The sequence below is a fragment of the Streptomyces lydicus genome, from assembly GCF_001729485.1.
In the GTDB taxonomy this organism is placed as follows: Bacteria; Actinomycetota; Actinomycetes; order Streptomycetales; family Streptomycetaceae; genus Streptomyces; species Streptomyces lydicus_D.
The window spans coordinates 6,699,594-6,726,306 of the sequence record NZ_CP017157.1; the positions used below are offsets into that span (position 1 = coordinate 6,699,594).

The following is a 26,713-nucleotide window of genomic DNA, read 5'->3' on the forward strand; positions in this document are numbered from 1 at the left end:
GGTACGCCCCGGGTCACCGGCAAGCCGGTGTGATCGCGCGCACGTTGCGTAACCAGCTGTGCGAGCGGTGCACTGGACTCATGCTGACGCGAATCGACCACATCGGGATCGCCTGTTTCGACCTCGACACCACTGTCGAGTTCTACCGTGCCACGTACGGCTTCGAGGTGTTCCACACCGAGGTCAACGAGGAGCAGGGCGTGCGGGAAGCCATGCTCAAGATCAATGAGACGTCGGACGGCGGCGCCTCCTACCTCCAGCTGCTGGAGCCCACCCGCGAGGACTCCGCGGTGGGCAAGTGGCTGGCCAAGAACGGCGAGGGCGTGCACCACATCGCCTTCGGCACCGCGGACGTCGACGGCGACTCCCAGGACATCCGCGACAAGGGCGTACGGGTCCTGTACGACGAGCCCAGGACGGGTTCGATGGGGTCGCGGATCACCTTCCTGCACCCCAAGGACTGCCACGGCGTGCTCACCGAACTCGTCACCGCCGCACCCCCCACCGGGACGGAGCACTGACCTTCGCGTTCCCCGGCCGGTAGAGTGCAGCTTCGGCCGGGGTACGGAAGTGGGGCTCGGCCCATACTCTGCCGATGATCTGACACCATTTCTTCGGAAGGGTCAGCTCCGATGGGCGCGAGTCCGGTACGACGTGACGTGTACGGGACGATCGCCGCAGGACCGGGGCCGGCCGCCACCATGACCAGGGGACGGATGGGACCGCGCAGTGCGGGGCAACGACCGCTACGAGGCTGACGACCACCTCTCGCAGTTCGAGGCCGAGATGGAGCGGCTGAAGACCGAGCGGGACAAGGCCGTCCAGCACGCCGACGACCTCGGCTACCAGGTCGAGGTGCTGCGTGCCAAGCTGCATGAGGCGCGCCGCAACCTCGCGACTCGCCCTGCCTACGACAACCTCAGCCACCAGGCCGAACAGCTGCTGCGCAACGCGCAGATCCAGGCGGACCAGCTGCGCTCGGACGCCGAGCGCGAGCTGCGTGAGGCGCGGGCACAGACCCAGCGGGTGCTGCAGGAGCAGGCCGAGCGGCAGGCGCGGCTGGAGGCCGAGCTGCACGCCGAGGCGGTCAGCCGCCGCCAGCGCCTCGACGAGGAGCTCAACGAGCGCCGGCAGACCGTCGAATCGCACGTCAACGAGAACGTCGCCTGGGCCGAACAGCTGCGCGCCCGTACGGAGTCGCAGGCCCGCCGGCTGATGGAGGAGTCGCGGGCGGAGGCCGAGCAGGCGCTGGCGTCCGCGCGCGCCGAGGCCCAGCGGCTGGCCGACCAGGCCAGGGAACGGCTGGGCACCGCGGCCGAAGAGGCCCGCGCCGAAGCGGAAGCCATCCTGCGCCGGGCCCGTACGGACGCCGAGCGGCTGCTCAACGCCGCCTCCGCGCAGGCCCAGGAGGCCACCGACCAGGCCGAGCAGCTGCGCACCACCGCCGGCAGCGAGTCGGAGGAGGCCCGCCGCCAGGCCACCGAGCTGACCCGCACCGCCGAGGCCCGCATCCAGGAGGCGGACGCGGCGCTGCGCGAGGCGCGCGCCGAGGCGGAGAAGCTCGTCGAGGAGGCCCAGCAGGCCGCCGGCAAGCGGCTGTCGGCCGCCGAGTCGGAGAACGAGCAGCGCACCCGCACCGCCAAGGCGGAGGTCGCGCGGCTGGTCGCCGAGGCCACCAAGGAGGCCGAGGCGCTCAAGGGCGAGGCGGAGCAACTGCGCGCCGACGCCCGCACGGAGGCCGAACGGCTGGTCGCCGAGGCGCAGGAGAGCGCCCGGTCGAGGGCGGCGGAGGACTCCGCGGCGCAGCTGGCGAAGGCCGCGCGGACCGCCGAGGAGGTGCTGACCAAGGCGTCGGACGACGCCAAGGCCACCACCAAGGCCGCCGCCGAGGAGGCCGAGCGGCTGCGCAGCGAGGCGGAGGCCGAGGCCGACCGGCTGCGCGAGGAGGCGCACGACACCGCGGCCCAGCTCAAGGGCGCGGCGAAGGACGACACCAAGGAGTACCGCGCCAAGACCGTCGAACTCCAGGAGGAGGCACGGCGGCTGCGCGGGGAGGCCGAGCAGCTGCGGGCGGACGCGGTCGCCGAGGGTGAGCGCATCCGCAGCGAGGCCCGCCGGGAGGCGGTCCAGCAGATCGAGGAGGCGGCGGGTACCGCCGAGGAGCTGCTCGCCAAGGCCAAGTCCGACGCCGAGGAGACCCGTTCGGGTGCCGTCTCGGAGAGCGAGCGGGTGCGGACGGAGGCCATCGAGCGCGCCTCGGCGCTGCGCCGGCAGGCCGAGGACGCGCTGGAGCGGGCCCGCAAGGAGTCCGAGCAGCTGCTCACCGAGGGCGCCGAGGCCGCCGAGCTGGTGACCACGGAGGCCGAGAAGGCCGCCACGAAGCTGCGCGCGGACGCCGAGGAGGCCGCGCAGGAGCGGCGGGCCGAGGCCCAGGCGGAGCTGGACCGGCTGCGCGACGAGGCGGAGGCCAAGGTCACCGCCGCCGAGGAGGCGCTGCGCGAGGCCCGCGCGGAGGCCGAGCGGCTGCGCCGGGAGACCCAGGAGGAGGCGGCCCGGCTCAAGGCGGAGGCCGCCGAGCGCCGTCGCACGCTCCAGCAGGAGGCCGAGGAGGAGGCCGAGCGGCTGCGCGCCGAGGCCGCGGCGGACGCCTCGGCGGCCCGTTCCGAGGCCGAGTCGGTGGCCGTACGGCTGCGCAGCGAGGCGCAGGCGGAGGCCGAGCGGCTCAAGTCGGAGGCGCAGGAGACCGCCGACCGGGTGCGTGCGGAGGCCGCGACGGCCGCGGAGCGCACCGGCACGGAGGCGGCCGAGGCACTGGCCGAGGCCCAGGAGGAGGCCGCGCGGCGGCGCCGGGAGGCCGAGCAGCTGCTGGGCGAGGCCCGTGAGGAGGCCCACCAGGAGCGCACCTCGGCGCGCGAGCAGAGCGAGGAACTGCTCTCGTCCGCCCGTACCCGGGTGGGCGAGGCGCAGGAGGAGGCCGAGCGGCTGGTCGAGGAGGCGGACCGCCGGGCCGGCGAGCTGGTGTCGGCGGCCGAGCAGACCGCGCAGCAGGTGCGCGAGTCGGTCGCGGGGCTGCACGAGCAGGCCGGTGAGGAGATCGCCGGGCTGCGTTCGGCGGCCGAACACGCCGCGGAGCGTACGAAGTCGGAGGCGCAGGAGGAGGCGGACCGGGTCCGCAAGGACGCCTACGAGGAGCGCGAGCGCGCCTCGGAGGACGCCGCGCGCACCCGCCAGGAGGCGCAGGAGGCGTCCGAGGCCGCGAAGTCCCTCGCCGAGCGGGCGGTGTCGGAGGCCATCGAGGAGGCCGACCGGCTGCGCGCGGAAGCGGCCGGGGTGCTGGACGAGGCCCGCCGGGACGCCAACACGGCGCGCACGGACGCCGCGGAGCAGGCCGACCGGCTGGTGGCGGAGGCGACCGCCCAGGCCGAGAAGCTGGTCGCGGACGCCTCGGCGAAGGCGCAGCAGCTGCGCACCGACGCCTCCGACGCGCTGGCGGCGGGCGAGCAGGACGCGGCCCGGGCCCGTGCGGAGGCGCGGGACGACGCCAACCGGATGCGCACGGACGCCGCGGAGCAGGCGGACCGGCTGATCACCGAGGCCCGTACGGAGGCCGAACGGATCGTCACCGAGGCCACCGAGCTGACCTCTTCGGCCCAGGACGACGCGGACCGTACGGTCGCCGAGGCCCAGCAGGCCGCCGAGCGGCTGCGCGCGGAGGGCGAGCAGCAGGCCCGGGCGCTGGTGGCGGAGGCCACGGACACGGCGGAGCGGCTGCGGGCCGACGCCGCCGAGGTGCTGGAGGCCGCCCGCAGGGACGCCGAGCAGACCGGCGACGAGGCCCGCAAGGCCGCCAACAAGACGCGTTCGGACGCCGCGGAGCAGGCCGACGAGCTGATGTCGGAGGCCGCGACCGAGGCGGAGCGGCTGCGCACGGAGGCGGCCGAGACCACCGCGGACGCCGAGCGGGACGCGGACCGCACCCGGGCCGACGCCCGGGAGCAGGCCGACCGGATGCTCGCGACGGCCACCGCGGAGGCGGACCGGCTGCGGGCCGAGGCCGCCGAGACGGTCACGGCCGCGCAGGAGCACGCCAACCGCACCCGTAACGAGTCCGCGAAGATCAAGGAGGACGCCGAGGCGGCCGCCGAGCGGACCCGCAACGAGGCCCAGCAGGAGGCCGACCGGCTGCTGGACGAGGCCCGCAAGGACGCCGCGAAGCGCCGCGGGGACGCCGCCGAGCAGGCCGACCAGCTCGTCGCCAAGGCCCAGGAGGAGGCCCTCAAGGCCGCCACCGCCGCCGAGGAGCAGGCCGACACCATGGTCGGGGCGGCCCGCAAGGAGGCCGAGCGGATCGTCGCCGAGGCGACGGCCGACGGCAACGGCCGGGTGGAGAAGGCCCGTACGGACGCGAACGCGCTGCTGGAGGAGGCCCGCGGCGACGCCACCGCGATCCGGGAGCGTGCCGAGGAGCTGCGGCAGCGGATCGAGTCCGAGGTGGAGGAGCTGCACGAGCGGGCCCGCCGGGAGTCCGCTGAGGCGATGAAGAACGCCGGCGAGCGGGTCGACAAGCTCATCGCGCAGGCCACCGCCCAGCAGGTGGAGGCCGAGGAGAAGGCCGAACGGATGATGTCGGACGCGAGCAGCGAGGCGAGCAAGGTCCGGATCGCGGCGGTGAAGAAGGCCGAGGGCCTGATCAAGGAGGCCGAGAACAAGAAGGCCGAGGCGGTGCGCGACGCGGAGCGGATGCGCACCGAGGCCGAGGCGGAGGCCGCCCGGATCGTGGACGAGGGGAAGCGGGAGCTGGAGGTCCTGGTGCGCCGGCGCGAGGACATCAACGCCGAAATCTCCCGCGTTCAGGACGTTCTGGAGGCCCTGGAGTCGTTCGAGACGCCGGGTGGGGGCGGCGACAACAAGGGCAATGGGGTGAAAGCGGGCGCGGGCGCCGGTGCAACTCGTTCGAGTGGCAAGCAGTCTGAAGGGTAGCCACTCAAATGAGGGGTCATTCTCCAGATCAAACGGGCAATGACTCGATGACACGCCGTTGTGACCCCTAGGATTCTCCTTATCACCTCACCGGTCTCTTCGACAGGAACCCCATGAGCGACACTTCCTCCCCCTTCGGCTTCGAGCTCGTGCGGCGTGGGTACGACCGCGGTCAGGTGGATGACCGCATCACGAAGCTCGTCGCCGACCGCGACAGTGCACTGGCCCGCATCACGTCGCTGGAAAAGCGGATCGAGGAGCTGCACCTCGAAACGCAGAACGCCCAGGCGCAGGTCAATGACGCCGAACCGTCCTACGCGGGTCTCGGTGCGCGCGTCGAGAAGATCCTCCGGCTCGCCGAGGAGGAGGCGAAGGATCTGCGTGAGGAGGCCCGCCGGGCCGCCGAGCAGCACCGCGAGCTGGCCGAGTCGGCCGCCCAGCAGGTCCGCAACGACGCGGAGGCGTTCGCCGCCGAGCGCAAGTCGAAGGCGGAGGACGAGGGCGCGCGGATCGTCGAGAAGGCCAAGGGCGAGGCGTCCACGCTGCGTGCCGAGGCGCAGAAGGACGCGCAGTCCAAGCGCGAGGAGGCGGACTCCCTCTTCGAGGAGACCCGTGCGAAGGCCGCGCAGGCCGCCGCCGACTTCGAGACCAACCTGGCCAAGCGCCGCGAGCAGTCCGAGCGTGACCTGGCCTCGCGTCAGGCCAAGGCCGAGAAGCGGCTCGCGGAGATCGAGCACCGTGCCGAGCAGCTCCGCCTGGAGGCCGAGAAGCTGCGTACGGACGCCGAGCGCCGGGCCCGCCAGACGGTGGAGACCGCGCAGCGCCAGGCCGAGGACATCGTGGCGGACGCCAACGCCAAGGCGGACCGTATCCGCAGCGAATCCGAGCGCGAGCTGGCGGCGCTGACCAACCGCCGCGACTCGATCAACGCCCAGCTGACCAACGTCCGCGAGATGCTGGCCACGCTGACCGGTGCGGCGGTCGCCGCGGCCGGCGCCCCGGGCGACGAGGAGGGCGTCTCCCGCGGCGTCCCGGCCCAGCAGAGTCGCTGAACCGTCGCACGGTTCCACCTCCGTACGACCGAGCCCCCGTACCGCCCGCTGAGGCGGTCACGGGGGCCTCGTCGTACAGGGGGTCAGCCGGGCGGCCCCGTCCCGGTGGCAGGGCCACCGGGGCGCGCCTAGCGTGCTGTACATGATCGAGCTTGCGGGGCTGACCAAGCACTACGGCGACAAGGTCGCCGTGGACCACCTCACCTTCACGGTGCGGCCGGGCATCGTCACCGGCTTCCTCGGCCCCAACGGTGCGGGCAAGTCGACGACCATGCGGATGATGCTCGACCTGGACAGCCCGACGTCGGGGACGGTCCGGATCGACGGCAAGCACTACCGGCAGCTCCAGGACCCGCTGACGTCCATCGGCGCGCTGCTGGAGGCGAAGTCGGTGCACGGCGGCCGCAGCGCCGCCAACCACCTGCTGTGCCTGGCGCAGAGCAACGGCCTCCCGCGCGGCCGGGTCGGCGAGGTGCTCGAAATGGTCGGGCTGAGCTCGGTGGCGAAGAAGCGGGCGAAGGGCTTCTCGCTCGGCATGAGCCAGCGGCTCGGCATCGCGGCCGCACTGCTCGGCGACCCGCAGGTGCTGCTCTTTGACGAGCCGGTCAACGGACTCGACCCCGAGGGCATCCACTGGATCCGCAATCTGATGAAGAACCTCGCGGCCCAGGGCCGTACGGTCTTCGTCTCCTCGCACCTGATGAGCGAAATGGCCCTCACCGCCGACCACCTGGTCGTGATCGGGCAGGGCCGGCTGATGGCGGACACGTCCATGAAGGACTTCATCCACCAGAACTCCCGGTCCTACGTCCGGATGCGTTCCCCGGAGCAGGAGAAGCTGCGCGACGCGCTGCAGGGCGAGGGGATCCGCGCGGTGGCGGTCGGCGACGGCTCGCTGGAGATCGACGGGGTGCCCGTCGAGCGGCTCGGTGAACTGGCCGCCGCCCACCACCTCGTCCTCCACGAGCTGAGCCCGCAGCACGCCTCGCTGGAGGAGGCGTTCATGCGGCTGACGGCCGGTTCGGTGGAGTACCACGCGCACGACGGCGACCCGGTACCGGCACAGGCCGGCCTCCCGCCGGAGTCGCCCCCTCCAGGGGAACCGCAGCCGGCCGGCTGGGGCGCGGACTGGCAGAAGAAGAGGAGCTGACGGATGGCAGCGGTCGGACAGGTCCTCCGGTCGGAGTGGACCAAGATCAGGTCGGTGCGGTCGACGGTGTGGACGCTGGGCATCGCGATCGTCGTCACCGTCGCGCTGGGCGTGCTGATCTGCACGCTGGCCAGCCACGACTTCACCTCGATGCCGGCCCGGGACCGGCTGTCCTTCGACGCCACCAACGTGAGCTTCGCCGGGATGGGCCTGGGGCAGCTCGCGATGATCGTCTTCGGTGTGCTGGTGGTCTCCAACGAGTACAGCACCGGCATGATCCGGGCCTCGCTCGCGGCCGTACCGCAGCGCGGCACCTTCCTCTTCTGCAAGCTGGCGGTGGCCACCGCACTGGTCTTCGTGGTGGGCCTGGTGACCAGCTTCGTGGCGTTCTTCGCCGGCCAGGCGGCGCTCGGCGACCTGCGGGTGCACCTCGGCGACCCGGGCGTACTGCGCGCGGTCATCGGCGGCGGCCTCTACATGACGCTGATCGCGCTGTTCTCGATGGCGGTCGCCACGATGCTGCGCAGCCCGATGCTGTCCCTGGGCATCCTGATGCCGTTCTTCTTCCTGATCTCCAACATCCTCGGGAACGTCTCGGCCACCCGGAAGATCGGCCGCTACCTGCCCGACCAGGCGGGCTCGAAGATCATGCAGGTGGTCCCCCGGGTCAACGACGACGTCCCGTACGGCCCTTGGGGCGGACTGGGCATCATGATCGCCTGGACGGTGGCGGCCCTGGTCGGCGGCTATGTGGTGCTGAAGAAGAGGGACGCGTGAGGCGGCACCCGGCGGCCCCGCGGTGCGCCCGCGGCGGCCCGGGCCGCCCGTGAGGGTGGACACCGGGATTAACGGGAACCGTCAACGCCCCGATAGCCTCCTAACCCTCACGGGGGCACGAGGGCGCCTCTGCCCCGACCATCTCGCGAGGGGCGGAGAATGATCGAGGCAGTCGGCCTGACGAAGCGCTACGGCGCCAAGACGGCCGTGTACAACCTGTCGTTCCAAGTGCGGCCGGGGACGGTGACCGGCTTCCTCGGACCCAACGGTTCCGGCAAATCGACCACGATGCGCATGATCCTGGGACTTGACGCCCCCACCTCGGGACACGCCACCATCGCCGGCCGCCCCTTCCGCAGCCTCCCCAACGCGCCCCGCCAGGTGGGCGCGCTGCTCGACGCCAAGGCCGTGCACGGCGGGCGCAGCGCGCGCCACCACCTGCTGTCGCTCGCCCAGCTCTCCGGCATCCCGGCCCGCCGGGTCGACGAGGTGCTCGGGGTGGTCGGCCTCCAGGAGGTCGCCGGCCGGCGCTCGAAGGGCTTCTCGCTCGGCATGGGCCAGCGGCTCGGCATCGCCGCGGCGCTGCTCGGCGACCCGCAGGTGCTGCTCTTCGACGAGCCGGTCAACGGACTCGACCCCGAGGGCATCCTGTGGGTGCGCAACCTGATGAAGCAGCTGGCGGCCGAGGGCCGTACGGTCTTCGTCTCCTCGCACCTGATGAGCGAAATGGCCCTCACCGCCGAGCACTTGATCGTGATCGGCCGCGGCCAGCTGCTCGCGGACATGTCGGTCAAGGACTTCATCTCGGCCCATTCCGCCGACTTCGCCCGGGTACGCACCCCCGACACCGAGCCGGAGCAGCGCGAGAAGCTGACCGCCGCGATCGGCGAGGCGGGCGGGCAGGTCACGCCCGAGCCGGACGGCGCGCTGCGGGTGACCGGGCTGCCGCTCCCCCGGATCAGCGATCTCGCGCACGGCGCCGAGGTCCGGCTGTGGGAGCTGTCGCCGCACCAGGCGTCCCTGGAAGAGGCGTACATGCAGATGACGCAGAGCGTCGTCGACTACCGCTCGACGACCGACCAGCGGGCCGGCCTTCAGCAGGTCCCGGCCGGATACGCCCCGCAGGGCTACGCCGGCGGTCCGCCCGTCGCGCCCGGGCCGGGGCAGCCGAATCCGTACGCACAGCAGGCTCCGTACGGCGGGCAGGCGCCCGGTGCGGTGCCGGGGGCGGGCCACCCGCCGGCGCAGGGTCAGGGTCACCCGTACGGGGCACCCGCGTCATACGGGGCACCCCACCCTTACGGGCAGCAACCCGCCGCGCCGATGCCGCCGGCCGCCCCGGCCGCGCAGCCCGCGCCCGCCGCGCAGCCCGTCGCCATGCCCATGCCGCAGAACGAGGACCCCCGATGACCAGCCCTCAGCAGCCGCAGCCCGATCCCGCGGCGAACGGAACGGAAGCCCAGCCGCAGCCCAGCCCCGCGCCCGGAACGCCTCCGCAGGCACCGGCCGCGCCCCCGATGCCGCCCGCCGCGCCGGCCGTCCCGCAGGCCCCGCCGGCCCAGGCGGCACCGCCCGCACAGCCCGGACAGCCCGCACAGCAGCCGGCGCCCGAGCAGCCCGCGCCCGCCGAGGCGGCCGGCACGATGATGCTGCAGGCCCAGCCGGCACCCGCCCCCGCGGGGGAAGCGGGCACGATGATGCTCCAGGCCCAGACCCCGGGTCAGCCGCCGCAGCCGGCACCGGCCGACCGGCCCGCGCCCGGAACGCCTCCGCAGCCACCGGCCCCGGCCCCGGCCCGCGAGGCCGGCACGATGATGCTGCAGGCCCAGCCGATGCCCGAGCCGCAGCCGCTGGCGGCGCACGGTCCGGGCAAGGACGCCGGCACGATGATGCTCCAGGCCCAGCCGCCGGTGCCGGCCCCGGCGCCGGCCCCGCAGCCGTCCGCCCAGGCCCCCGCCGCGCCGTACGCCGGGCCCGCCCCGGGCGCCGGCTACGTCTCGCCCATCCCGGCGGCCCCGACCCACCTCGGCCACGCGCTGGCCTCCGAGTGGACGAAGATCCGCTCGGTGCGCTCGACGATCTGGACGCTGGGCGTGATGGCCGTCCTGGTCCTCGGCATCGGCGCACTGGTGGCCACGGCCGTGTCGACGAACGAGAGCATCGGCGGCACGTCCCCGCTCTTCTTCGGGTTCTTCGGGATGCTGCTGGGCGTCCTGTGCGTGCTGCCGCTCGGCGTGCTGGTGATCTCCTCCGAGTACGGCACCGGCATGATCCGCACCACCCTGACCGCCTGCCCGGCCCGGGGCCGGGTGCTCGCGGCGAAGGCGCTCGTCTTCTTCGGACTGACCTTCGTCGTCACCACCGTCGTCACCGGGCTCGTCGCGATCATGGACAACGCCCTGCTCGGTGACCTCAGCACGGTGCAGCTCACCGGCGCCGAGTGGCTCAAGTCGACCGTGGGGGTCAGCCTTTACGTCTCGTTCCTGGGGCTGCTGGCGCTGGCCGTCGGCTCGCTGATCCGGCACTCCGCGGGGGCGATCACGATCATGATCGGGCTCGTCCTGCTGCCCTTCGTGCTGTCGATGTTCATGCTCACCGACAGCCTGAGCGACCTGCGGAACTTCCTGCTCGGCTACTCGATCCCCAACCAGATGACGGTGATGTACGGCAGCAAGTTCCCGTTCGTGGACGGCGGTCCGTCCGGCTGGGAGCCGCTGTGGATCGTCATGGGCCTCGCCGCCCTGGCCCTCGGCGGCGCGTACGCGGCCATGCGGCAGCGCGACGTCTGACACTCAGTACCTGGGTGCGTTACGGGACCGCTGGAGCCGCGCGCTCCGGCGGTCCCGTGCGTTCCAGCACGCCTTGTGCCAGTGCCGGCGGTCGTCGACGTCGCCGTGCTGCGGCCAGGCGACGACGTGCGGGACACCGGGCGGGATCTCCTGGTCGCACCCCGGGCAGCGGTAGTGCTTGGCCGCGCCGCCGCCCCCGACCTGCCGTACCACCCAGTCCTCGCCGCGCCACTCCTCCGTGCGTTCCAGCCCGTAGCGCTCGCCGCCCGTGCGGTCGACGGGCTTGGCGCCGCCGGGCTGGCGGTTTCGACGCGGGGACACAGGACACCTCGGGATGCATGACGGGTCACGGGCTGTCACCAGCCTACGCGGCGCGCCCGGGGGCGGGCGCCGGCCCGGGGGATCCTGCGATCATCGGGAAATTTCGCGCCAGGCCGTGCCCTTGGCACGTGTCAGCCGTTGTTGCCTGTAAGGGGAGTCGCGTCGGCTGCGAGGAGGCAGAGAGCGATGCGCGTTGGGGCTTTCATCCTGGCCGCTCAATTCCCCGGTCAGGGACAGGGGGAGGCACTGCACCGCGCGGTGCGCTCCGCGGAGGTCGCGGAGGAAGCCGGGCTCGACGACGTCTGGCTGGCGGAACACCACTTCGTACCCTACGGCGTCTGCCCGAACGCGGCGACGCTCGCCGCGCTGCTGCTGGGGCGCACCCGCCGGATCGGTGTCGGGACGGCGGTGAGCGTGCTGCCGACCCAGCACCCGGTGGCGCTCGGTGAGCAGGCGGCGCTGCTGCATCTGACGTCCGACGGCCGCTTCACGCTCGGCGTCGGCCGCGGCGGTCCCTGGGTGGACCTGGAGGTCTTCGGCTCGGGCCTCGCCGCGTACGACCACGGCTTCCCCGAGTCGCTCGACCTGCTGCTGCGCTGGCTGCGCGAGCCCCGGGTCGGCGCGCGGGGCGAGCGGTACGCCTTCCGGGAGGTGGCGGTGGTGCCGCGTCCCGACCAGGCGCTGGGCGATCCGTACGACGCGTGCGGCGGGCCGCCGCCGGGCCCGCAGGTCATCGTCGCCTGCACGTCCCCCTCGTCGGTGCGGATGGCCGCCGCGCGCGGGCTGCCGATGCTGCTGGGCATGCACTCCGGCGACGAGGAGAAGGCGGAGATGGTGGCGTTGTGGCGGAAGGCCGCGCGGGAGGCCGGCCGGGACGGCGACGAGATCGCCGCGGCCGGGCACGTCTCGGCGGGCGTCGTGCAGATCGCCGACGCCCGTGCGGCGGCGACGGAGACGCTGGCGAAGGCGATGCCGGGCTGGCTGCGGCAGGGACTGGGCGCGCATGTGACGGTCGACGGCCGCGTCCGCGCGATGCGCGATCCGGTGGCGTACACGGAGCTGCTGTGCGGGCTGCATCCCGTCGGCCCGCCGCGGCTGTGCGCCGACCGGCTGGCGGCGACCTCGGAGCGTACGGGCATCACCCGCTTCGCGTTGCTGGTCGAGGGCTCCGGCGATCTCGCGGCGACGGAGGAGAACGTCCGCCGGTTGGGCACGGAGGTCCTGCCACAACTGGGGTGAGCCCGCCCCGTGCGCCGGACGGCGTACGGGGACGTGCGGGTCATGCGGTGTGCTGCCGCTGGCGCACCCTTGCCTCGGAGCGCGCCCAACTCCGCGTACGCAGCGGCAGCAACTCCGATCAGCAGTCGCGGAGTTCGGGCGACTGGTTCAGCAGCTGGCCCCGGATCGAGGTGAACCTGGCCAGGCGGTCGTCCACCGCCGGGTCGAGCGGGAAGACCGCGACCCGGTGGCAGTTCTGGAAGGCGAGCCGCACACCGAAGTGGCGCTCCAGCGAACCACGAATGGCGTCGCTCGCCAGCGCGCGCAGCAGCTGGCCGCGCGCCTGCTCGTCCGGCGGGGGCGTCTGGTTGTCGGCGAACTCTCCGCCGTCCACCTTCAGCTGGGCCACCAGAGAGCTGATCATCCCCCACGCGTAGGGGAGGGAGTTCCGGACGCAGTCGACAAATGCGGCTTCGTCGACCTCGCCTCGCTCGGCCTGTTCGAGGAGGGCCGGTGAGACGTCGAGCGACATGAGGTTCTCCTCTCGCGACCCCGCCGGGACGGACGGGGCCTAGGGACGGGACTAGGGGTTCCGCGACGGAGCGTGTTCGCCTCACAACCCCCCGCTTCAACGGTATGCCGCACAAGAGGCCCGCACCAGGAGATTGCACATACAACCGGCCAATGGCGAGCGCCGGGGGTGCGGGGATTTCCCCCGTAAAGGCACCCCGGTCCAGGGCGAATCGCGCCGGGGGCCCCTGGTCGAGTAGCGTGACGCCCCATGCGTCTCGTCATCGCCCGCTGCTCCGTGGACTACGCGGGCCGGCTCACGGCCCACCTCCCCTCCGCCCCCCGTCTCATCCTGGTGAAGGCGGACGGTTCCGTCTCCATCCACGCGGACGACCGGGCCTACAAACCGCTCAACTGGATGTCCCCGCCCTGCACTCTCAAGGAGGGCGACGGGACGGTGTGGACGGTGGAGAACAAGGGCGGCGAGAAGCTCATCATCACCCTGGAGGAGGTCATGCACGACTCCTCGCACGAGCTCGGCGTCGACCCGGGGCTCATCAAGGACGGCGTGGAGGCCCACCTCCAGGAACTGCTCGCGGACCGGATCGAAACCCTTGGCGAGGGTTACTCCCTGATTCGGCGTGAATACCCCACTGCCATTGGCCCGGTGGATATCTTGTGCCGGGACGCCGACAACCAGACGGTCGCCGTGGAGATCAAGCGGCGCGGTGAGATCGACGGGGTCGAGCAGCTCACCCGCTATCTCGAACTCCTCAACCGCGACCCGCACCTGGCCCCGGTGAAGGGCGTCTTCGCGGCTCAGGAGATCAAGCCGCAGGCGCGAGTGCTGGCCACCGACCGCGGTATCGGCTGCGTCGTCCTCGACTACGACGCGCTGCGCGGCATCGAGGACGACAAGCTCCGGCTGTTCTGATCCCACCGCCCATACGAAGTCAGCACGACGGCCCGGTACTTGTACGTACCGGGCCGTCGTGCTGTCGCGTGCCGGGGGTCAGCCGGTGGGGGCGCTCTGCGTCCCGGACGTGGTGCCCGAGCCGCCGGACGGCGTACCGGTCCCGGAACCGCCGCCGTCCGAGGAGCTGCTGCTCGACGACGAGGCGGCGGAGCTCTGCGACGGGCTCTGGGAGGTGGAGCCGCCGGTGGACCCGGTCGGCGTGGGGCCCGTCGGGCTGTCGGTCGGGGTGGTCGGCGTCGGGTCGGTCGGCTCGTCCGTCGGCGTGTGCGTGGGAGGCGTCGGCCGGCCGGTGAGCCTGGGCGGCGTTCCGGTCGGGCGGGTCGGATCGGTGGCCGGGTCCGTCGGCGCGGTGCCGGCGTCCGACGGCGTGTCGCTCGCCGCGGCGCCGCTGGTCGACGGGGACGGGGCGCCGGGGTGGCGGGCGGTGTCCGGCTTGGCCGTTCCGGTGCCGGTGGACGGCCGGCCGGAGCCCGTGGCGGGTTGTTCCGCCGGCGACTCCGGGGCGTCGTCCTCGGTGGTCTGCTCCGTGGAGACCTTGCCGTCGTGGGTGTCCTCGCCGCCGGACGTCATGCCGAGGGTGACCACGGTGCCGAGGACGGCCACCAGCAGCGCGCCGGCGCCGGCGGCGACCATGTTGCGGCGGGCGCCGCCCAGCAGCCGGCCCGCGCCCCCCTTGGCAGCCTGACCGGCGGCGGGGACGGCCGCGGTGGCGGCGGTCTGCGCGGCGTCCCGGGCGACGAGCGTGGCCGGGGCCGTCGTGGCGCCCGGCAGCTGCAGCTTGGTGGTCGGGACCGCGTCGGGCGAGGCGGCGGCCGGTGTCTTCGGGGCGGCCGGCTGCCGGTCGGCGGTGGGCGCCAGGAACTGCGGGACGGCGGCGGTGGGCGCCGAAGCGGCCCGGGAACGGTCGGTGACCAGCGCCAGCGCCCGTCGCCCGGCCACCGCGCCGTTGCGGTCGGAGAGCACCCCGCGCAGCCCGATGGACGCCTCCAGTTCGGCGCGCGCCCGGTCGAGGCTGCCGGTGCACAGCGCCAGCACGCCCAGTTCGTGGTGGAAGTACGCCTCCTCGGCGACCTCGCCGGCCAGCCGGGCGGCCTCCTGTCCGTGCCGCAGGCTGCGTTCCCAGGCGCTCCAGTGCAGCGCCGCGGCGAACGCGGGGGCTGCCGTACGGGCGAGCAGGACGGCGGCGCTGGCGTGCCCGCCCTCCCGGCTGCCGGTGAGCACGCCCATCGCGGCCAGCGCGACATCGGCCTCGGCGGCGGCCCGTTCGGGGGTGACCGAGGGGTGGCCGGCCCACCAGGCGTAGTGCTGGGCGGCGGTGTGCGCGCGGGTGGCGGCGTCCTCGCCGTAGCCGGCGGCGGTCAGCTGGTCCAGGACGGTGGCGGCGAGCCGGTAGTGGCTGCCGACGGGCGTGATCAGGCCGCAGGCCAGCAGCTCGCCGAGGGCGGCGTCGGCGTGGGTGTCCTGGGTGAGGGCCGGCAGGTGCGCCTGGTGCGGCAGTTCGCCGCCGAGCGCGACGGCGAAGCGCAGCGTCTCCCGGGCGGCCTCGGTCAGCCGCGCGGCGAGCAGCGGGGCGGGGGCGGCGGCCTCGCCGAGCGACGGCAGCGGTGCCTCGGGGTGCTCCTCGGCCGCGGCGTCGGTGGTGTCCGCCTCCGGTGGCTCCGCGGGGAACAGCCCGTAGCCGTCGTCGAGGGCCCCGGACTGGTTGCGGGTCCGGTCGCGCTGCCGCAGCAGGGCGGCGGCCTGCACGAACCGCAGCGGCAGCCCCTCGGACTCGAACCAGAGGTCGGCGGCCCAGGCGGTCTCGTCGTCGGTGAGCGGGCGGTCCACGGCGCGTTCCAGCAGCCGTACGCAGCCGTCCCGGCCGATGCCGCCGAGGAAGACCTCTTCCAGGTGCGAGCCGGCGCTGGGGGCCGCGACGTCGGGCGTCGCGGCGATCAGGAAGGCGCACTCGGGGGTGGCGTCGAGCAGTTCGTCGAGCGCGGCGCCGCCGAACTCCAGGTCGTCCAGGACGACGATCGCGCCGATCTCGGCGACCGTGCGCAGCAGCTCGGGCCGGTCCGGGCGGTGCTGCGGGGCCTTGTACACCGCGGCGAACAAGGCGTACAGCAGGTCGGTGGTGGTGCGGTGGTAGCCGGAGAGCCGGACCACGCCGTCCGGGGCGAGGTCGCCGCAGGCGGTGGCGACGGCGTCCAGCAGCCGGGTGCGCCCGGAGCCGGAGGGCCCGGTGAGGCGTACCGAACGGCCGCGGGAGAGCAGCCGGACCAGGCGTTCGACGTCCTCGGTCCGTTCCTCCAGGGCCCCGTCGTGGGCGGACGTGCCGGGCGGACCCGGGGGCAGCGGGGGTGCGGCGGCGCGGGCGGCCGCGGCGCGCTCCTGGGGGTCGAGCTTGCCGGGTGCGGCGGGCCGCTCCCCGGGCGGGCAGGGTTCTATCTCGCTGCCGTCGACGGGGTTGACGGTGACGAGGTAGGGGCCCGAGACCAGCCGGACGACGCGGGCGAGCCCGCCGGAGCCGCCCGGTGCGCCGCCGAACGCGGGGGCCGGCGGGTCGGCGGAGCCGCCCTGCTCGCCGTACTCCTCAGGTCCCCGGTCAGTGTTCGGGTCCATGCTGCAAGCTCCCAGGTGCTTCGTTCCACTCCGCCTCGGCCACGCGTCCGCGCCCGGGAGGCCGGGCGCCGTGCCGGGTGCGGTCCCGGCGGGGCGCCCGCCGGTTCCGGCAGGTCGCCCTCGGCCGGCGCGTCCGGTCCGGTGCCCGCCCACCGCGGATGACGGCATACGGGCGGGAACCGAACCTTAGACCTGGAGCGCGCGGTGCCGCACCGCCGGGGGCGGCTCCCGACCGGATCATCCCGAATTGGCCATTGTCATGCACTTTACGACAATTCCGCGGTCGGCTCTGTCGTCCTTCGTGCGGTTCCTGCGCGCCCGGGGACGTCCGGCCCCGGGCGCGGCATCCGGTCACCGCGCCGGCGCCTCACACGCGGGGAAGCGATTCCGCTTCGATGCCGCCCTCGATGGCGAGGATGCGGTGGAGCCGGGTGGCGACCAGCAGGCGCTGCATCTGGGGCGGCACCCCGCGCAGCACCAGCCTGCGGTTGACCCGGCCCGCCCGGCGGTGCGCGCCCATGATCACACCGAGGCCGGTGGCGTCCCAGGAATGCAGCTCGGTCAGGTCCAGCACGAGATCACCGCGACCGGAGTCGACGGCGGTGTGCAGGGCCGTACGGGCGTCCGCCGCGCTGCGGACGTCGAGACGGCCCTCGACGACCAGCTCGGCGTGGTCGCCCCTGATGTGCATATGCGCTCCCCTGTGTCATGGGTTCATGCATGGACGTCTACAGATCTGACTGCCTCTCATGCGGCGAAGTTGCCGCCTGTAAGCGAACCGATACCGAATTCACCCCACCGGGTGACCCCATCGGGACCAGTTCTCTGACGCGGCATCAGTGCTCGTAGAAGCCCTGCCCACTCTTGCGTCCGATATCGCCCGCGTCGACCATCCGCCGCATGATCTCCGGCGGGGCGAACTTCTCGTCCTGGGACTCGGTGTAGATGTTGTCGGTGGCGTGCAGCAGGATGTCGATGCCCGTCAGGTCGGCGGTGGCCAGCGGCCCCATCGCGTGACCGAAGCCCAACTTGCAGGCGGTGTCGATGTCCTCGGCGCTGGCCACGCCCGATTCGTAGAGCTTGGCGGCCTCGACGACCAGCGCGGAGATCAGCCGGGTGGTGACGAAGCCCGCCACGTCGCGGTTGACGACGACGCAGGTCTTGCCGACGGACTCGGCGAACGACCGGGCCGTGGCGAGGGTTTCGTCGCTGGTCTTGTAGCCGCGGACCAGCTCGCACAGCTGCATCATCGGCACCGGCGAGAAGAAGTGCGTGCCCACTACCCGCTCGGGGCGGGAGGTGGCCGCGGCGATCTTGGTGATCGGGATGGCGGAGGTGTTGGAGGCCAGTACCGCCTCGTCCTTGACGAGCTTGTCGAGCGTCTGGAAGATCTCCCGCTTGACGTCGATCCGCTCGAAGACCGCCTCGACGACGATGTCCGCGTCGGCGGCCGCCTCCAGATCGGTGGTGGTGGTGATGCGGGCCAGCGCCTGCTCGGCGTCGGCCGCCGCCAGCTTGCCCTTGGAGACGAACTTCTCGTACGAGGTCTCGATGCCGCCCTTGCCCCGGGCCAGCGCCTCTTCCGTCACATCGCGGAGCACCACGTCCCAGCCCGCCTGGGCGGAGACCTGCGCGATACCGGAACCCATCAGTCCGGCGCCGATGACGGCGAGCTTCTTTGCCACTGCTGTCCCCTCACACCCTGTGCATTTGAAAGCCTGTCGGTCTTCGGGTGACGTTAGCGTTCGTTGACGATCCTTTGGTGGGTAAGAGATGCGCGTCACTTCGCAAATGACGGACATCACACCGCCGGGCCGGGGGTGCCGGAGGGGTGCGGTCAGCCGGCCGCCTTCACGGCGTAGTTGAGGACCCTTTCGCTCAGCAGGTCCTCCATCTCGTCCAGCAGGACCAGGGCCTCACGGGAGACCACGTCGGCCTTGCGGCCGGCGATCATCTCGTACGCGATGGCGGTCATCAAGGTCTGGTGGACCCAGTTGATCTGGCCGGCCATCAGGCCGGGCAGCGGGTCGCCCTCCGCGGCGCCGGTCTCCTGCCGGAGGGTCGCCACCAGGTCCTCGTACTGCTCGCGCTGGACGTGCCACAGCCGGGCCTGCAGGGCCGCCGAGCCGTGGACGACCTTCATGAAGCGCTCATAGCCCTCGATGAGGCCGACCTTGGGCGACACGCTCTCCACCTCTTCGCGCAGCTCGCGCAGGACGGCGGCGGCGGCCGACTCCCCCGCGTGCCGGGCCCGGACGAACCGCGACAGCCGGTCGACCAGCCCCTTGCTCCGGTCGAAGAAGAGGTCCTCCTTGGCGGGGAAGTAGTTGTACACGGTATTGACCGAGACGTCCGCCGCCTGGGCGATCTCGGCGATGGTCACCGCGTCGAAGCCGCGCTCCATGAACAGCCCGGTGGCCACGTCCGAGATGAACTGCCGGGTCTGCCGCTTCTTCCGCTCCCTGAGCCCCTCTGCCATGCCCCCACCCTACCCTTCGGTGGGCACCATTGAATTTTGGAGGCATTGCAATTTTTCAGTCCCTCTGTTTTTCTATCGGCATGCCAGTCCTCAGCGCGTCCGGCCTCGCCCGGACCTTCACCAGCAAACGCGGCCCCGTCGAAGCCGTACGGGGCATCGACCTCGCCGTCGAGCGCGGCGAGATCCTCGGCTTCCTCGGCCCCAACGGCGCCGGCAAGACCACCACCCTGCGGATGCTCACGACCCTGCTGGCGCCCACCGGCGGCAGCGCGACGGTCGCCGGCTGCGACCTGGCTCGCGATCCGGTGGGGGTGCGCCGCGCCACCGGCTACGTCGCCCAGTCCGGCGGCGTCGACCCGAACATCTCGGTACGGGAGGAGCTGTTCACCCAGGCCCGCCTCTACCGCCTGGGCGCGGCCGAAGCCCGGACCCGTACCGAGGAGTTGGCCGCCGACCTGGGCCTCACCGAGCTCCTCGACCGCAGGACCGCCACCCTGTCGGGCGGTCAGCGGCGCCGGCTGGACGTCGCGATGGGCCTCACCCACCGCCCGCAGGTGCTGTTCCTCGACGAGCCGACCACCGGGCTCGACCCGGGCAGCCGCGCCGACCTGTGGGAGCTGATCCGCCGGATCCGTGCCGAACGCGGCACCACCGTCTTCCTGACCACCCACTACCTCGACGAGGCCGACGCGCTCGCCGACCGGCTGGTGATCGTCGACAAGGGCGTGGTGGTCGCCGAGGGCACCCCGGACGCCCTCAAGCGCGACCACGCCGGTTCCCCCGACGCGTCCCTGCAGGACGCCTTCCTCGCCATCACCGGGCGCTCCCCCAAGCTCTCAGCCCCGTCCGAGCAGGGAGATTCCCCGACCGCACCCCAGGGCCCGTCCCCCGTCGCCCTCTAGGAGCCCCCGTGTCCGCCCTTCTCTCCGACACCGCGCTGATCTTCGGGCGCTACGCCCGCCAGACCCTGCGGTCCAAACTCCAGATGCTCTTCGGCGTGCTGATGCCGCTGCTGTACCTGCTCTTCTTCGGCCCGCTGCTGACCGACCTGCCGCTGTCCTCCGAAGGCAGCTCCTGGCAGGTGCTGGTGCCCGGCCTGCTGCTCCAACTCGCCCTGTTCGGAGCCTCGTTCTGCGGATTCGGCATCATCGTCGAGAAGCAGTACGGGGTCGTCGAGCGGATGCGGGTGACACCGGTGAGCCGACTGGCGCTGCTGCTGGGGCGGGTGCTGCGCGACGCGCTGCTGTTCGTCTTCCAGGCCGCGCTGCTGGTGGGCGCGGCGCTGGTGATGGGCCTGCGCGCGCCGCTGCCCGGCATCCTCATCGGTTTCGCGTTCGTCGCGGTGCTGACCGTGGCACTGGCCTCGCTGTCGTACACGCTGGCGATGAAGGTGAGCACCCCGCAGGAGTTCGGGCCGGTCATCAACTCCCTCACCATGCCCTCGATGCTGCTGTCCGGGCTGATGCTGCCGATGTCACTGGGGCCCGGGTGGCTCGATGCGCTGTCGCACCTCATGCCGTTCCGCTACCTCGTGGACGCGGTCCGGGCGGCGTTCGTCGGGGCGTACTCCTCCCCCGCCGTGCTGTACGGCGTGCTGGTGGCGCTCGGCTTCGCCGCACTGTCCGTGATCTTCGGCACCCGGGCCTTCCGGAAGGCCGCGGCGTAGGCTCGCCCCATGGTGAATCTGACGCGCATCTACACCCGCACGGGCGACAAGGGCACCACCGCCCTCGGCGACATGAGCCGCACCGCCAAGACCGATTCGCGGATCTCGGCGTACGCGGACGCCAACGAGGCCAACGCGGCGATCGGCGTGGCCCTGGCCCTCGGCTCCCTGCCGGAGGAGGTCGCCGCGGTGCTGCTGCGGGTGCAGAACGACCTGTTCGACGTCGGCGCGGACCTGTCGACGCCGGTGGTGGAGAACCCGGAGTTCCCGCCGCTGCGCGTCGAGCAGGGCTACATCGACAAGCTGGAGGCGGACTGCGACCGCTTCCTGGCCGAGCTGGAGAAGCTGCGCAGCTTCATCCTCCCCGGCGGCACCCCCGGCGCGGCCCTCCTGCACCAGGCGTGCACGGTCGTCCGCCGCGCCGAACGCTCCACCTGGGCGGCCTTCGAGGAGCACGGCGACACCATGAACCCGCTCACCGCCACCTACCTAAACCGCCTGTCCGACCTCCTGTTCATCCTCGCGCGGACGGCCAACAAGGAGGTCGGGGACGTGCTGTGGGTGCCGGGCGGCGAACGCTGAGCGGGCGGCCGTCAACGCAGGGACTTCCGGCCGGCGCCGGCCGTCTCCTCGGGGGCGGGGGCCCGGCCCCGGTCGGGGTCCTTCTTCTGCCAGATGAGGTACGACACCGCGATCACTCCGTGGATGATCAGGATGCGCAGCGACGTGGCCTGCCAGCTCCGCAGTGACGCGGTGTCGCCGTCCTCGCCGACGTACCAGATCGCGAGCTGCAGCAGCCCGGCGGAGAGCGCCACCCACAGCACCGTACGCAGCCAGAGCATCCCCTCGTGCTTGGCGCGGGCCATGCCGTAGCGCGGCGGCTTGACCGGCGGCGGGCCGCCCGCGAAGCGGTGCGAGAAGTGCCCGTCGACCCACTTGATCGTGTAGTGGCCGTAGGCGATCGTGTAGCCGATGTACAGCGCAGCCAGTCCGTGCTTCCAGTCGGCGGTCGCCCCGTTCTTCAGGTCGATCGCGGTCACGATCAGCAGCACCAGCTCCAGTACCGGCTCCGCCAGGAGCACCGCCGCGCCGGTGCGCGGCATCCGCGCCAGGTAGCGCAGCGCCAGGCCGGCCGCCAGCAGCACCCAGAAGCCGACCTCGCAGGCGATGATCAGCGTGACGACCACGGCTGTCTCCTTTCAGGGTTTTCCACCGAACACTCCAAGCCTCCCAGCGGGGTCCGCCCGGATCGTCGTCACGCACGACGATCCGGAACTGCATCTTTCGATGTAGCGCGCAAAGCGGGGGGATGACCCGGACGTGGACGCAGCGGGCCCCGGGGCCGTGTTTGATGGAGGGGTGACCGCCAGACCCCTCGCCGCCGTCGGCCGGCCGCACCGACTCGATGTGCTCATCGCGGGCGGCGGGCTGCTCGGCGGAGTGCTGCTCTGGGCGATGAATCTGCACGGCGGCCCGGCCCGCCTGGGACTGCCGCCCTCGCTCACGCTGGTGGCGCTCGGCGCGATGTCCGTCGCGGAACTGCTGCGCCGTACCGCCCCGATGGCCGCGCTGGCCCTCGCGGTGCCGGCGCTGGTGCTGGACATCACCACCGGCACGCTGGTCGCCACCGTCCTGATGTTCACCGACGTGGTCTACGCGGCGGTGCTCTACGGCCCGGCCGCCGCGGCCCGCCGGATCCCGCTGCACTCCGTCCTGGTGACGGTCGTGACGGCCGTCGCGCTGACCGCGCTGTGGCAGAACCCGCAGGTGGTGACGGCCGTCATCGGCGTCGCGCTGCTCACCGTCGCCCCGGCCTGGACCGGCCTGATCATCCGCAACCACCGCGACGCCGCCGAGTCCGCCCGGCTGCGGGCCGAGCAGATCGCGCTGCTGGCCGAACGCGACCGCACCCAGGCGGTGGCCGGCGAACGCGCCCGGATGGCCCGCGAGCTGCACGACATGGTCGCCAACCACCTGTCCGCCATCGCGATCCACGCGACCGCCGCGCAGTCCATCGACGACCCCTCGGCGACCCGCGAGGCGCTCGGGGTGATCCGCGAGAACAGCGTGCAGGGCCTGGCCGAAATGCGGCGCCTCATCGGCCTGTTACGGGACCCGAAGACCACCGAGGACGCGCAGGAACCCGCCGCGACCCCGACCCTCGACGGGCTGGACGCGCTGCTGGGCCAGGCCAGGGCGCACGGCACGAGCAGCGGGCTGTCCTTCGTCCTGGAGGACGCCCGGCGCCCCGGCGGTACGGACGCCGGGCCGCGGCCGACGGCCCCCGCCGAACTCGCCGCGTACCGCATCGTCCAGGAGTCACTGACCAACGCGCTCAAGCACGCCGCGCCCGGCGAGGTGCGGGTACGGCTCGCGCACGAGCGCGGAGGCGCGCTCACCGTCACCGTCCGCAGCCCGTTCGCCGACCGGCCCGGCCCCCGGGTACCGGGCACCGGCACCGGTCTGGTCGGGATGCGGGAGCGCACCGCCCTGCTGGGCGGGGCATTCGAGGCCGGTCCGGTAAGCGGGCCGGCCGGCAGAGTCTGGCTGGTGCGGGCAGCGTTGCCCGCCGCCGAGGAGGAAGAGCAACGATGACAGGCGCCGACGCGCAGCCGATCCGGGTTCTCGTCGCCGAGGACCAGTCCGCGGTACGGGCCGGGCTGGTCCTCATCCTGCGCTCCGCCCCCGACATCGAGGTCGTCGGGGAGGCGGAGGACGGCGAGGAGGCGGTGCGGCTCGCCCGCGAGCTGCGCCCCACCCTCGTCCTCATGGACATCCAGATGCCCCGCCTCGACGGGGTCTCCGCAACCCGGCAGGTGGTCGCCGAGAAGCTGGCGGACGTGCTGGTGCTGACCACCTTCGACCTGGACGAGTACGTCTTCGGGGCGTTGCGGGCGGGCGCGGCGGGCTTCCTGCTCAAGGACAGCGACGCGGCCGCGCTGCTGACCGCGGTGCGCACGGTGGCGTCCGGCGAGGGGCTGATCGCCCCTGCGGTGACCCGCCGGCTGATCGCCGAGTTCGCCAGTCCGCGGACCGCCGCCCGGCCCGCACGGGACGGCGCCGCGCCGGACCCGGCGGTACTGGACGCGCTGACGCCGCGCGAGCGGGAGGTGCTGGGGTGTCTGGGCCGGGGCCTGTCGAACGCCGATATCGCGTTACGGCTGGCCATGGCGGAGGCCACCGTGAAGACCCATGTCAGCCGGCTGCTGGCCAAACTCGACCTGCGCAGCCGGGTCCAGGCCGCTGTCCTGGCACAGGAATTGGGCGTCGGCAGCCCCTGACAAACCCGCCGCCCACCCCGCGGCCATCAGCGGCTTGCCGTCCCCTTACGGTGATCCGCGGCTTACCGGCCCCCTGCGGTGTTCCGCGGGTTGCCGGCCCCTCGCGGTGCTCCGCAGCTTGCCGGCTCCCTGCGGTGATCCGTGGGTTGCCGGCCCCTCGCGGTGCTCCGCGCCATGGCGGCCCTCGCGGTGCTCCGCGGCACGGCGGCCGCTGCGGCGCCCCCGGGACGCCGCCTCGTGCGGTGCCCGCGGAATACCTTCTCCCCACCCGCACGTTGTGGCCCGCAGGGGGCTCACCCGCCCCCTGCGGGATCCGTTCGCCCCCGCCCTACGGGACGCCCGCGCTCACCTCGGACGGTGCGCCCGGCGCTGTTCGAGCAGCCTTGGCCCGTCAAGCCACATTGACCCGTTGGCCGGGCGGTGCCGCCTCCAGCCAGGCCAGGAAGCCGGTGAGCGCGTCCTCGCTCATCGCCAGCTCCAGGCGGGTGCCGCGGTGCCGGCAGGCCAGCACGATGGAGTCGGAGAGCAGCGCCAGCTCCTCCTCCCCCTGAGGGGTACGGCGCTCCAGGACCTCGATGGCGGAGCGCTCCAGGACGCGGCGGGGCCGGGGAGCGTACGAGAACACCCGGAACCACTCGATCCGGTCGCCGTTGTACCGCGCCACGCCGTAGATCCAGCCCTTGCCACCGGTCTCGGTCTCCGGGACGTTCCAGCGCAGGCTGCAGTCGAAGGTGCCGCCGGAACGCTGGATGAGTCGCCGGCGCAGTCCGAAGACGAACAGCCCCAGCAGCACCAGCACCACGACCGCGCCGCTCACAGACAGAGCGAGGACCATCTCGACCGACCTCCTCGCCTCGTTGGGTGCCCCCGGACGGGATCCGGGAGACGGAAACGCACCTGCATTGCCTCAGCCGCGGGCCGCTCCGGAGAATTCCGGGCAGCCCGCGGCTGAGGATCGATCTCGTCGGTGACGGGGCTCAGTGAACGCCCGTCACCGCACGCAGACGGACGTCGGCGCGGCGCTCGGCGGCCGCGTCGGCCTCCGACTTCGCTCGCTCCAGAGCCCGCTCCGCGCGCTGGACATCGATCTCGTCCGACAGCTCGGCCACCTCTGCGAGCAGGGACAGCTTGTTGTCGGCGAAAGAGATGAAGCCGCCGTGCACAGCGGCGACGACGGTGCCGTCCCCGCTCTCCCCGGTCGTACGGATCGTCACCGGGCCCGACTGCAGCACGCCGAGCAGCGGCTGGTGTCCGGGCATGACGCCGATGTCGCCCGACGAGGTGCGCGCGACGACCAGGCTGGCCTCGCCGGACCAGACCTGACGGTCCGCGGCGACCAACTCGACGTGCAGCTCAGCCACGATGGCTCCTCGGGTCTCCACCTGCCTGGCGTGGCAGATGTTGGGTCAAATACTAGTGGTCGTACGGGCCGGGGGCGGCCAGGGCCGCCCCCGGGACCGTGCCGGGTCAGGAGACGCCCAGCTCCTTGGCGTTGGCCTTGAGGTCCTCCAGGCCACCGCACATGAAGAACGCCTGCTCGGGGAAGTGGTCGTACTCACCGTCGGCGATGGCGTTGAACGCGGCGATGGACTCGTCCAGCGGCACGTCCGAGCCGTCGACACCGGTGAACTGCTTCGCCACGTGGGTGTTCTGCGACAGGAAGCGCTCGATCCGACGGGCACGGTGGACGGTGAGCTTGTCCTCCTCGCCCAGCTCGTCGATACCCAGAATCGCGATGATGTCCTGGAGGTCCTTGTACTTCTGCAGGATCGTCTTGACGCGCGAGGCGCAGTCGTAGTGGTCCTGCGAGATGTAGCGGGGGTCCAGGATCCGGGACGTCGAGTCCAGCGGGTCGACCGCCGGGTAGATGCCCTTCTCCGAGATCGGGCGCGACAGAACGGTGGTCGCGTCCAGGTGGGCGAAGGTGGTGGCCGGCGCCGGGTCGGTCAGGTCGTCCGCGGGGACGTAGATCGCCTGCATCGAGGTGATCGAGTGACCACGGGTCGAGGTGATGCGCTCCTGCAGCAGACCCATCTCGTCCGCCAGGTTCGGCTGGTAACCCACCGCGGACGGCATACGGCCGAGCAGCGTGGAGACCTCGGAACCGGCCTGGGTGTAGCGGAAGATGTTGTCGATGAAGAAGAGCACGTCCTGCTTCTGCACATCGCGGAAGTATTCCGCCATGGTCAGACCCGCCAGGGCGACGCGCAGACGGGTGCCCGGGGGCTCGTCCATCTGGCCGAAGACCAGGGCGGTCTTGTCGATGACGCCGGAGTCCGTCATCTCCTCGATGAGGTCGTTGCCCTCACGGGTGCGCTCACCGACACCGGCGAACACCGACACACCGTCGTGGTTGTTGGCCACGCGGTAGATCATTTCCTGGATCAGAACGGTCTTGCCGACACCGGCACCACCGAACAGACCGATCTTGCCGCCCTTGACGTACGGGGTCAGCAGGTCGATGACCTTGACGCCGGTCTCGAACATCTCGGTCTTGGACTCGAGCTGGTCGAAGGACGGGGCCTTGCGGTGGATGGGCCAGCGCTCGGTGACCTCGACCGTGGACGGGTCCACGTTCAGGATCTCGCCGAGGGTGTTGAACACCTTGCCCTTGGTGACATCGCCGACCGGGACGGTGATCCCGGCGCCGGTGTCGGTCACCGCGGCCTGGCGGACCAGACCGTCGGTGGGCTGCATCGAGATGGCACGGACCAGGCCCTCGCCCAGGTGCTGGGCAACCTCGAGGGTCAGGACCTTGAGCGCTCCGGCCTCGGCCGGGTCGGCGACCTCGACGGTCAGCGCGTTGTAGATCTCCGGCATCGCGTCGACGGGGAACTCCACGTCGACGACCGGGCCGATGACCCGGGCGACGCGGCCCGTTGCCGTGGCCGTTTCAACAGTGGTGGTCAT

General features: G+C 72.6%; 24 protein-coding genes. 14 read left to right on the forward strand and 10 right to left on the reverse strand.

Features of this window, described 5'->3' with window-relative positions; all coding sequences use genetic code 11:
• Positions 1-80: 80 nt before the first annotated feature.
• The 7 genes from mce to SL103_RS28980 all read left to right on the forward strand — a co-directional run bounded on the left by mce (position 81) and on the right by SL103_RS28980 (position 10,748).
• On the forward strand, positions 81-521 hold the full coding sequence (mce, locus tag SL103_RS28950) for a methylmalonyl-CoA epimerase (protein WP_069571938.1): 441 nt from the start codon (positions 81-83) through the stop codon (positions 519-521).
• 208 nt (positions 522-729) lie between these two features.
• Positions 730-4,980: a polarized growth protein Scy gene (gene scy, locus SL103_RS28955; protein ID WP_069571939.1), complete on the forward strand. Its 4,251-nt coding sequence runs from the start codon at positions 730-732 to the stop codon at positions 4,978-4,980.
• 113 nt (positions 4,981-5,093) lie between these two features.
• Positions 5,094-6,032, forward strand: a complete 939-nt coding sequence (locus tag SL103_RS28960; protein WP_069571940.1) for a cellulose-binding protein — start codon at positions 5,094-5,096, stop codon at positions 6,030-6,032.
• Between the two features lie 142 nt (positions 6,033-6,174).
• A complete protein-coding gene (locus SL103_RS28965; protein ID WP_069574217.1) occupies positions 6,175-7,182 on the forward strand; it encodes an ABC transporter ATP-binding protein in 1,008 nt (335 codons plus the stop codon).
• A gap of 3 nt (positions 7,183-7,185) precedes the next feature.
• Positions 7,186-7,959, forward strand: a complete 774-nt coding sequence (locus tag SL103_RS28970; protein ID WP_069571941.1) for an ABC transporter permease — start codon at positions 7,186-7,188, stop codon at positions 7,957-7,959.
• A 159-nt stretch (positions 7,960-8,118) separates the two neighbouring features.
• A complete protein-coding gene (locus SL103_RS28975; RefSeq protein ID WP_069571942.1) occupies positions 8,119-9,369 on the forward strand; it encodes an ABC transporter ATP-binding protein in 1,251 nt (416 codons plus the stop codon).
• Positions 9,366-10,748 (forward strand): ABC transporter permease, encoded by a 1,383-nt coding sequence (locus SL103_RS28980; RefSeq protein ID WP_347877869.1) that lies wholly within the window; start codon positions 9,366-9,368, stop codon positions 10,746-10,748. The genes SL103_RS28975 and SL103_RS28980 overlap by 4 nt, the downstream gene beginning before the upstream one ends.
• 3 nt (positions 10,749-10,751) lie before the next feature.
• Here the strand turns inward: SL103_RS28980 and SL103_RS28985 are convergent, their stop codons facing one another.
• Entirely contained in the window at positions 10,752-11,069 is a 318-nt protein-coding gene (locus tag SL103_RS28985; protein WP_069571943.1) for an ATP/GTP-binding protein, read from the reverse strand.
• A 186-nt stretch (positions 11,070-11,255) separates the two neighbouring features.
• On the opposite strand from SL103_RS28985, the gene SL103_RS28990 reads away from it, so the two are divergent.
• Positions 11,256-12,308 carry an LLM class flavin-dependent oxidoreductase gene (locus SL103_RS28990; RefSeq protein ID WP_069571944.1) on the forward strand — a complete coding sequence of 351 codons (1,053 nt, stop codon included), beginning with the start codon at positions 11,256-11,258 and terminating at the stop codon, positions 12,306-12,308.
• A 118-nt stretch (positions 12,309-12,426) separates the two neighbouring features.
• On the opposite strand, the gene SL103_RS28995 is transcribed toward SL103_RS28990, so the two are convergent.
• Complete coding sequence (locus tag SL103_RS28995) at positions 12,427-12,819, reverse strand: SCO5389 family protein (protein WP_030815472.1); 393 nt, start codon at positions 12,817-12,819, stop codon at positions 12,427-12,429.
• A 249-nt stretch (positions 12,820-13,068) separates the two neighbouring features.
• On the opposite strand from SL103_RS28995, the gene nucS reads away from it, so the two are divergent.
• Positions 13,069-13,731 (forward strand): endonuclease NucS, encoded by a 663-nt coding sequence (gene nucS / locus SL103_RS29000; RefSeq protein ID WP_069571945.1) that lies wholly within the window; start codon positions 13,069-13,071, stop codon positions 13,729-13,731.
• Positions 13,732-13,809: 78 nt separating this feature from the next.
• Here nucS and SL103_RS29005 read toward each other — a convergent pair whose 3' ends face one another.
• The 4 genes from SL103_RS29005 to SL103_RS29020 form a co-directional block, all read right to left on the reverse strand.
• Positions 13,810-16,377: an AAA family ATPase gene (locus SL103_RS29005; RefSeq protein ID WP_069571946.1), complete on the reverse strand. Its 2,568-nt coding sequence runs from the start codon at positions 16,375-16,377 to the stop codon at positions 13,810-13,812.
• Between the two features lie 367 nt (positions 16,378-16,744).
• Positions 16,745-17,068: an STAS domain-containing protein gene (locus SL103_RS29010; protein WP_066926753.1), complete on the reverse strand. Its 324-nt coding sequence runs from the start codon at positions 17,066-17,068 to the stop codon at positions 16,745-16,747.
• Between the two features lie 145 nt (positions 17,069-17,213).
• A complete protein-coding gene (locus tag SL103_RS29015) occupies positions 17,214-18,062 on the reverse strand; it encodes a 3-hydroxyacyl-CoA dehydrogenase family protein (protein ID WP_069571947.1) in 849 nt (282 codons plus the stop codon).
• A 152-nt stretch (positions 18,063-18,214) separates the two neighbouring features.
• Positions 18,215-18,856 (reverse strand): TetR/AcrR family transcriptional regulator, encoded by a 642-nt coding sequence (locus SL103_RS29020; protein WP_069571948.1) that lies wholly within the window; start codon positions 18,854-18,856, stop codon positions 18,215-18,217.
• 80 nt (positions 18,857-18,936) lie between these two features.
• On the opposite strand from SL103_RS29020, the gene SL103_RS29025 reads away from it, so the two are divergent.
• From SL103_RS29025 to SL103_RS29035, 3 genes are read left to right on the forward strand one after another with little or no spacing between them, the layout of a single operon-like run.
• The gene (locus SL103_RS29025) at positions 18,937-19,758 is read left to right on the forward strand and encodes an ABC transporter ATP-binding protein (RefSeq protein WP_069571949.1); all 822 of its coding nucleotides are present in this window, start codon (positions 18,937-18,939) and stop codon (positions 19,756-19,758) included.
• Between the two features lie 8 nt (positions 19,759-19,766).
• Positions 19,767-20,522: an ABC transporter permease gene (locus SL103_RS29030; RefSeq protein ID WP_069571950.1), complete on the forward strand. Its 756-nt coding sequence runs from the start codon at positions 19,767-19,769 to the stop codon at positions 20,520-20,522.
• Between the two features lie 9 nt (positions 20,523-20,531).
• Entirely contained in the window at positions 20,532-21,104 is a 573-nt protein-coding gene (locus tag SL103_RS29035; RefSeq protein ID WP_069571951.1) for a cob(I)yrinic acid a,c-diamide adenosyltransferase, read from the forward strand.
• Between the two features lie 11 nt (positions 21,105-21,115).
• On the opposite strand, the gene SL103_RS29040 is transcribed toward SL103_RS29035, so the two are convergent.
• Positions 21,116-21,709 carry a hypothetical protein gene (locus tag SL103_RS29040; protein WP_069571952.1) on the reverse strand — a complete coding sequence of 198 codons (594 nt, stop codon included), beginning with the start codon at positions 21,707-21,709 and terminating at the stop codon, positions 21,116-21,118.
• A 172-nt stretch (positions 21,710-21,881) separates the two neighbouring features.
• Here SL103_RS29040 and SL103_RS29045 point away from each other — a divergent pair, with 172 nt between their 5' ends.
• Both SL103_RS29045 and SL103_RS29050 read left to right on the forward strand, forming a co-directional pair.
• Positions 21,882-23,117, forward strand: a complete 1,236-nt coding sequence (locus tag SL103_RS29045) for a sensor histidine kinase (protein ID WP_069571953.1) — start codon at positions 21,882-21,884, stop codon at positions 23,115-23,117.
• Positions 23,114-23,803: a response regulator gene (locus SL103_RS29050; RefSeq protein WP_069571954.1), complete on the forward strand. Its 690-nt coding sequence runs from the start codon at positions 23,114-23,116 to the stop codon at positions 23,801-23,803. The genes SL103_RS29045 and SL103_RS29050 overlap by 4 nt, the downstream gene beginning before the upstream one ends.
• 391 nt (positions 23,804-24,194) lie before the next feature.
• On the opposite strand, the gene SL103_RS29055 is transcribed toward SL103_RS29050, so the two are convergent.
• The 3 genes from SL103_RS29055 to atpD all read right to left on the reverse strand — a co-directional run bounded on the left by SL103_RS29055 (position 24,195) and on the right by atpD (position 26,713).
• Complete coding sequence (locus SL103_RS29055; protein ID WP_033266718.1) at positions 24,195-24,638, reverse strand: DUF2550 domain-containing protein; 444 nt, start codon at positions 24,636-24,638, stop codon at positions 24,195-24,197.
• A gap of 142 nt (positions 24,639-24,780) precedes the next feature.
• The gene (locus SL103_RS29060) at positions 24,781-25,164 is read right to left on the reverse strand and encodes a F0F1 ATP synthase subunit epsilon (protein WP_030081273.1); all 384 of its coding nucleotides are present in this window, start codon (positions 25,162-25,164) and stop codon (positions 24,781-24,783) included.
• Between the two features lie 106 nt (positions 25,165-25,270).
• On the reverse strand, positions 25,271-26,713 hold the full coding sequence (gene atpD / locus SL103_RS29065) for a F0F1 ATP synthase subunit beta (protein WP_069571955.1): 1,443 nt from the start codon (positions 26,711-26,713) through the stop codon (positions 25,271-25,273).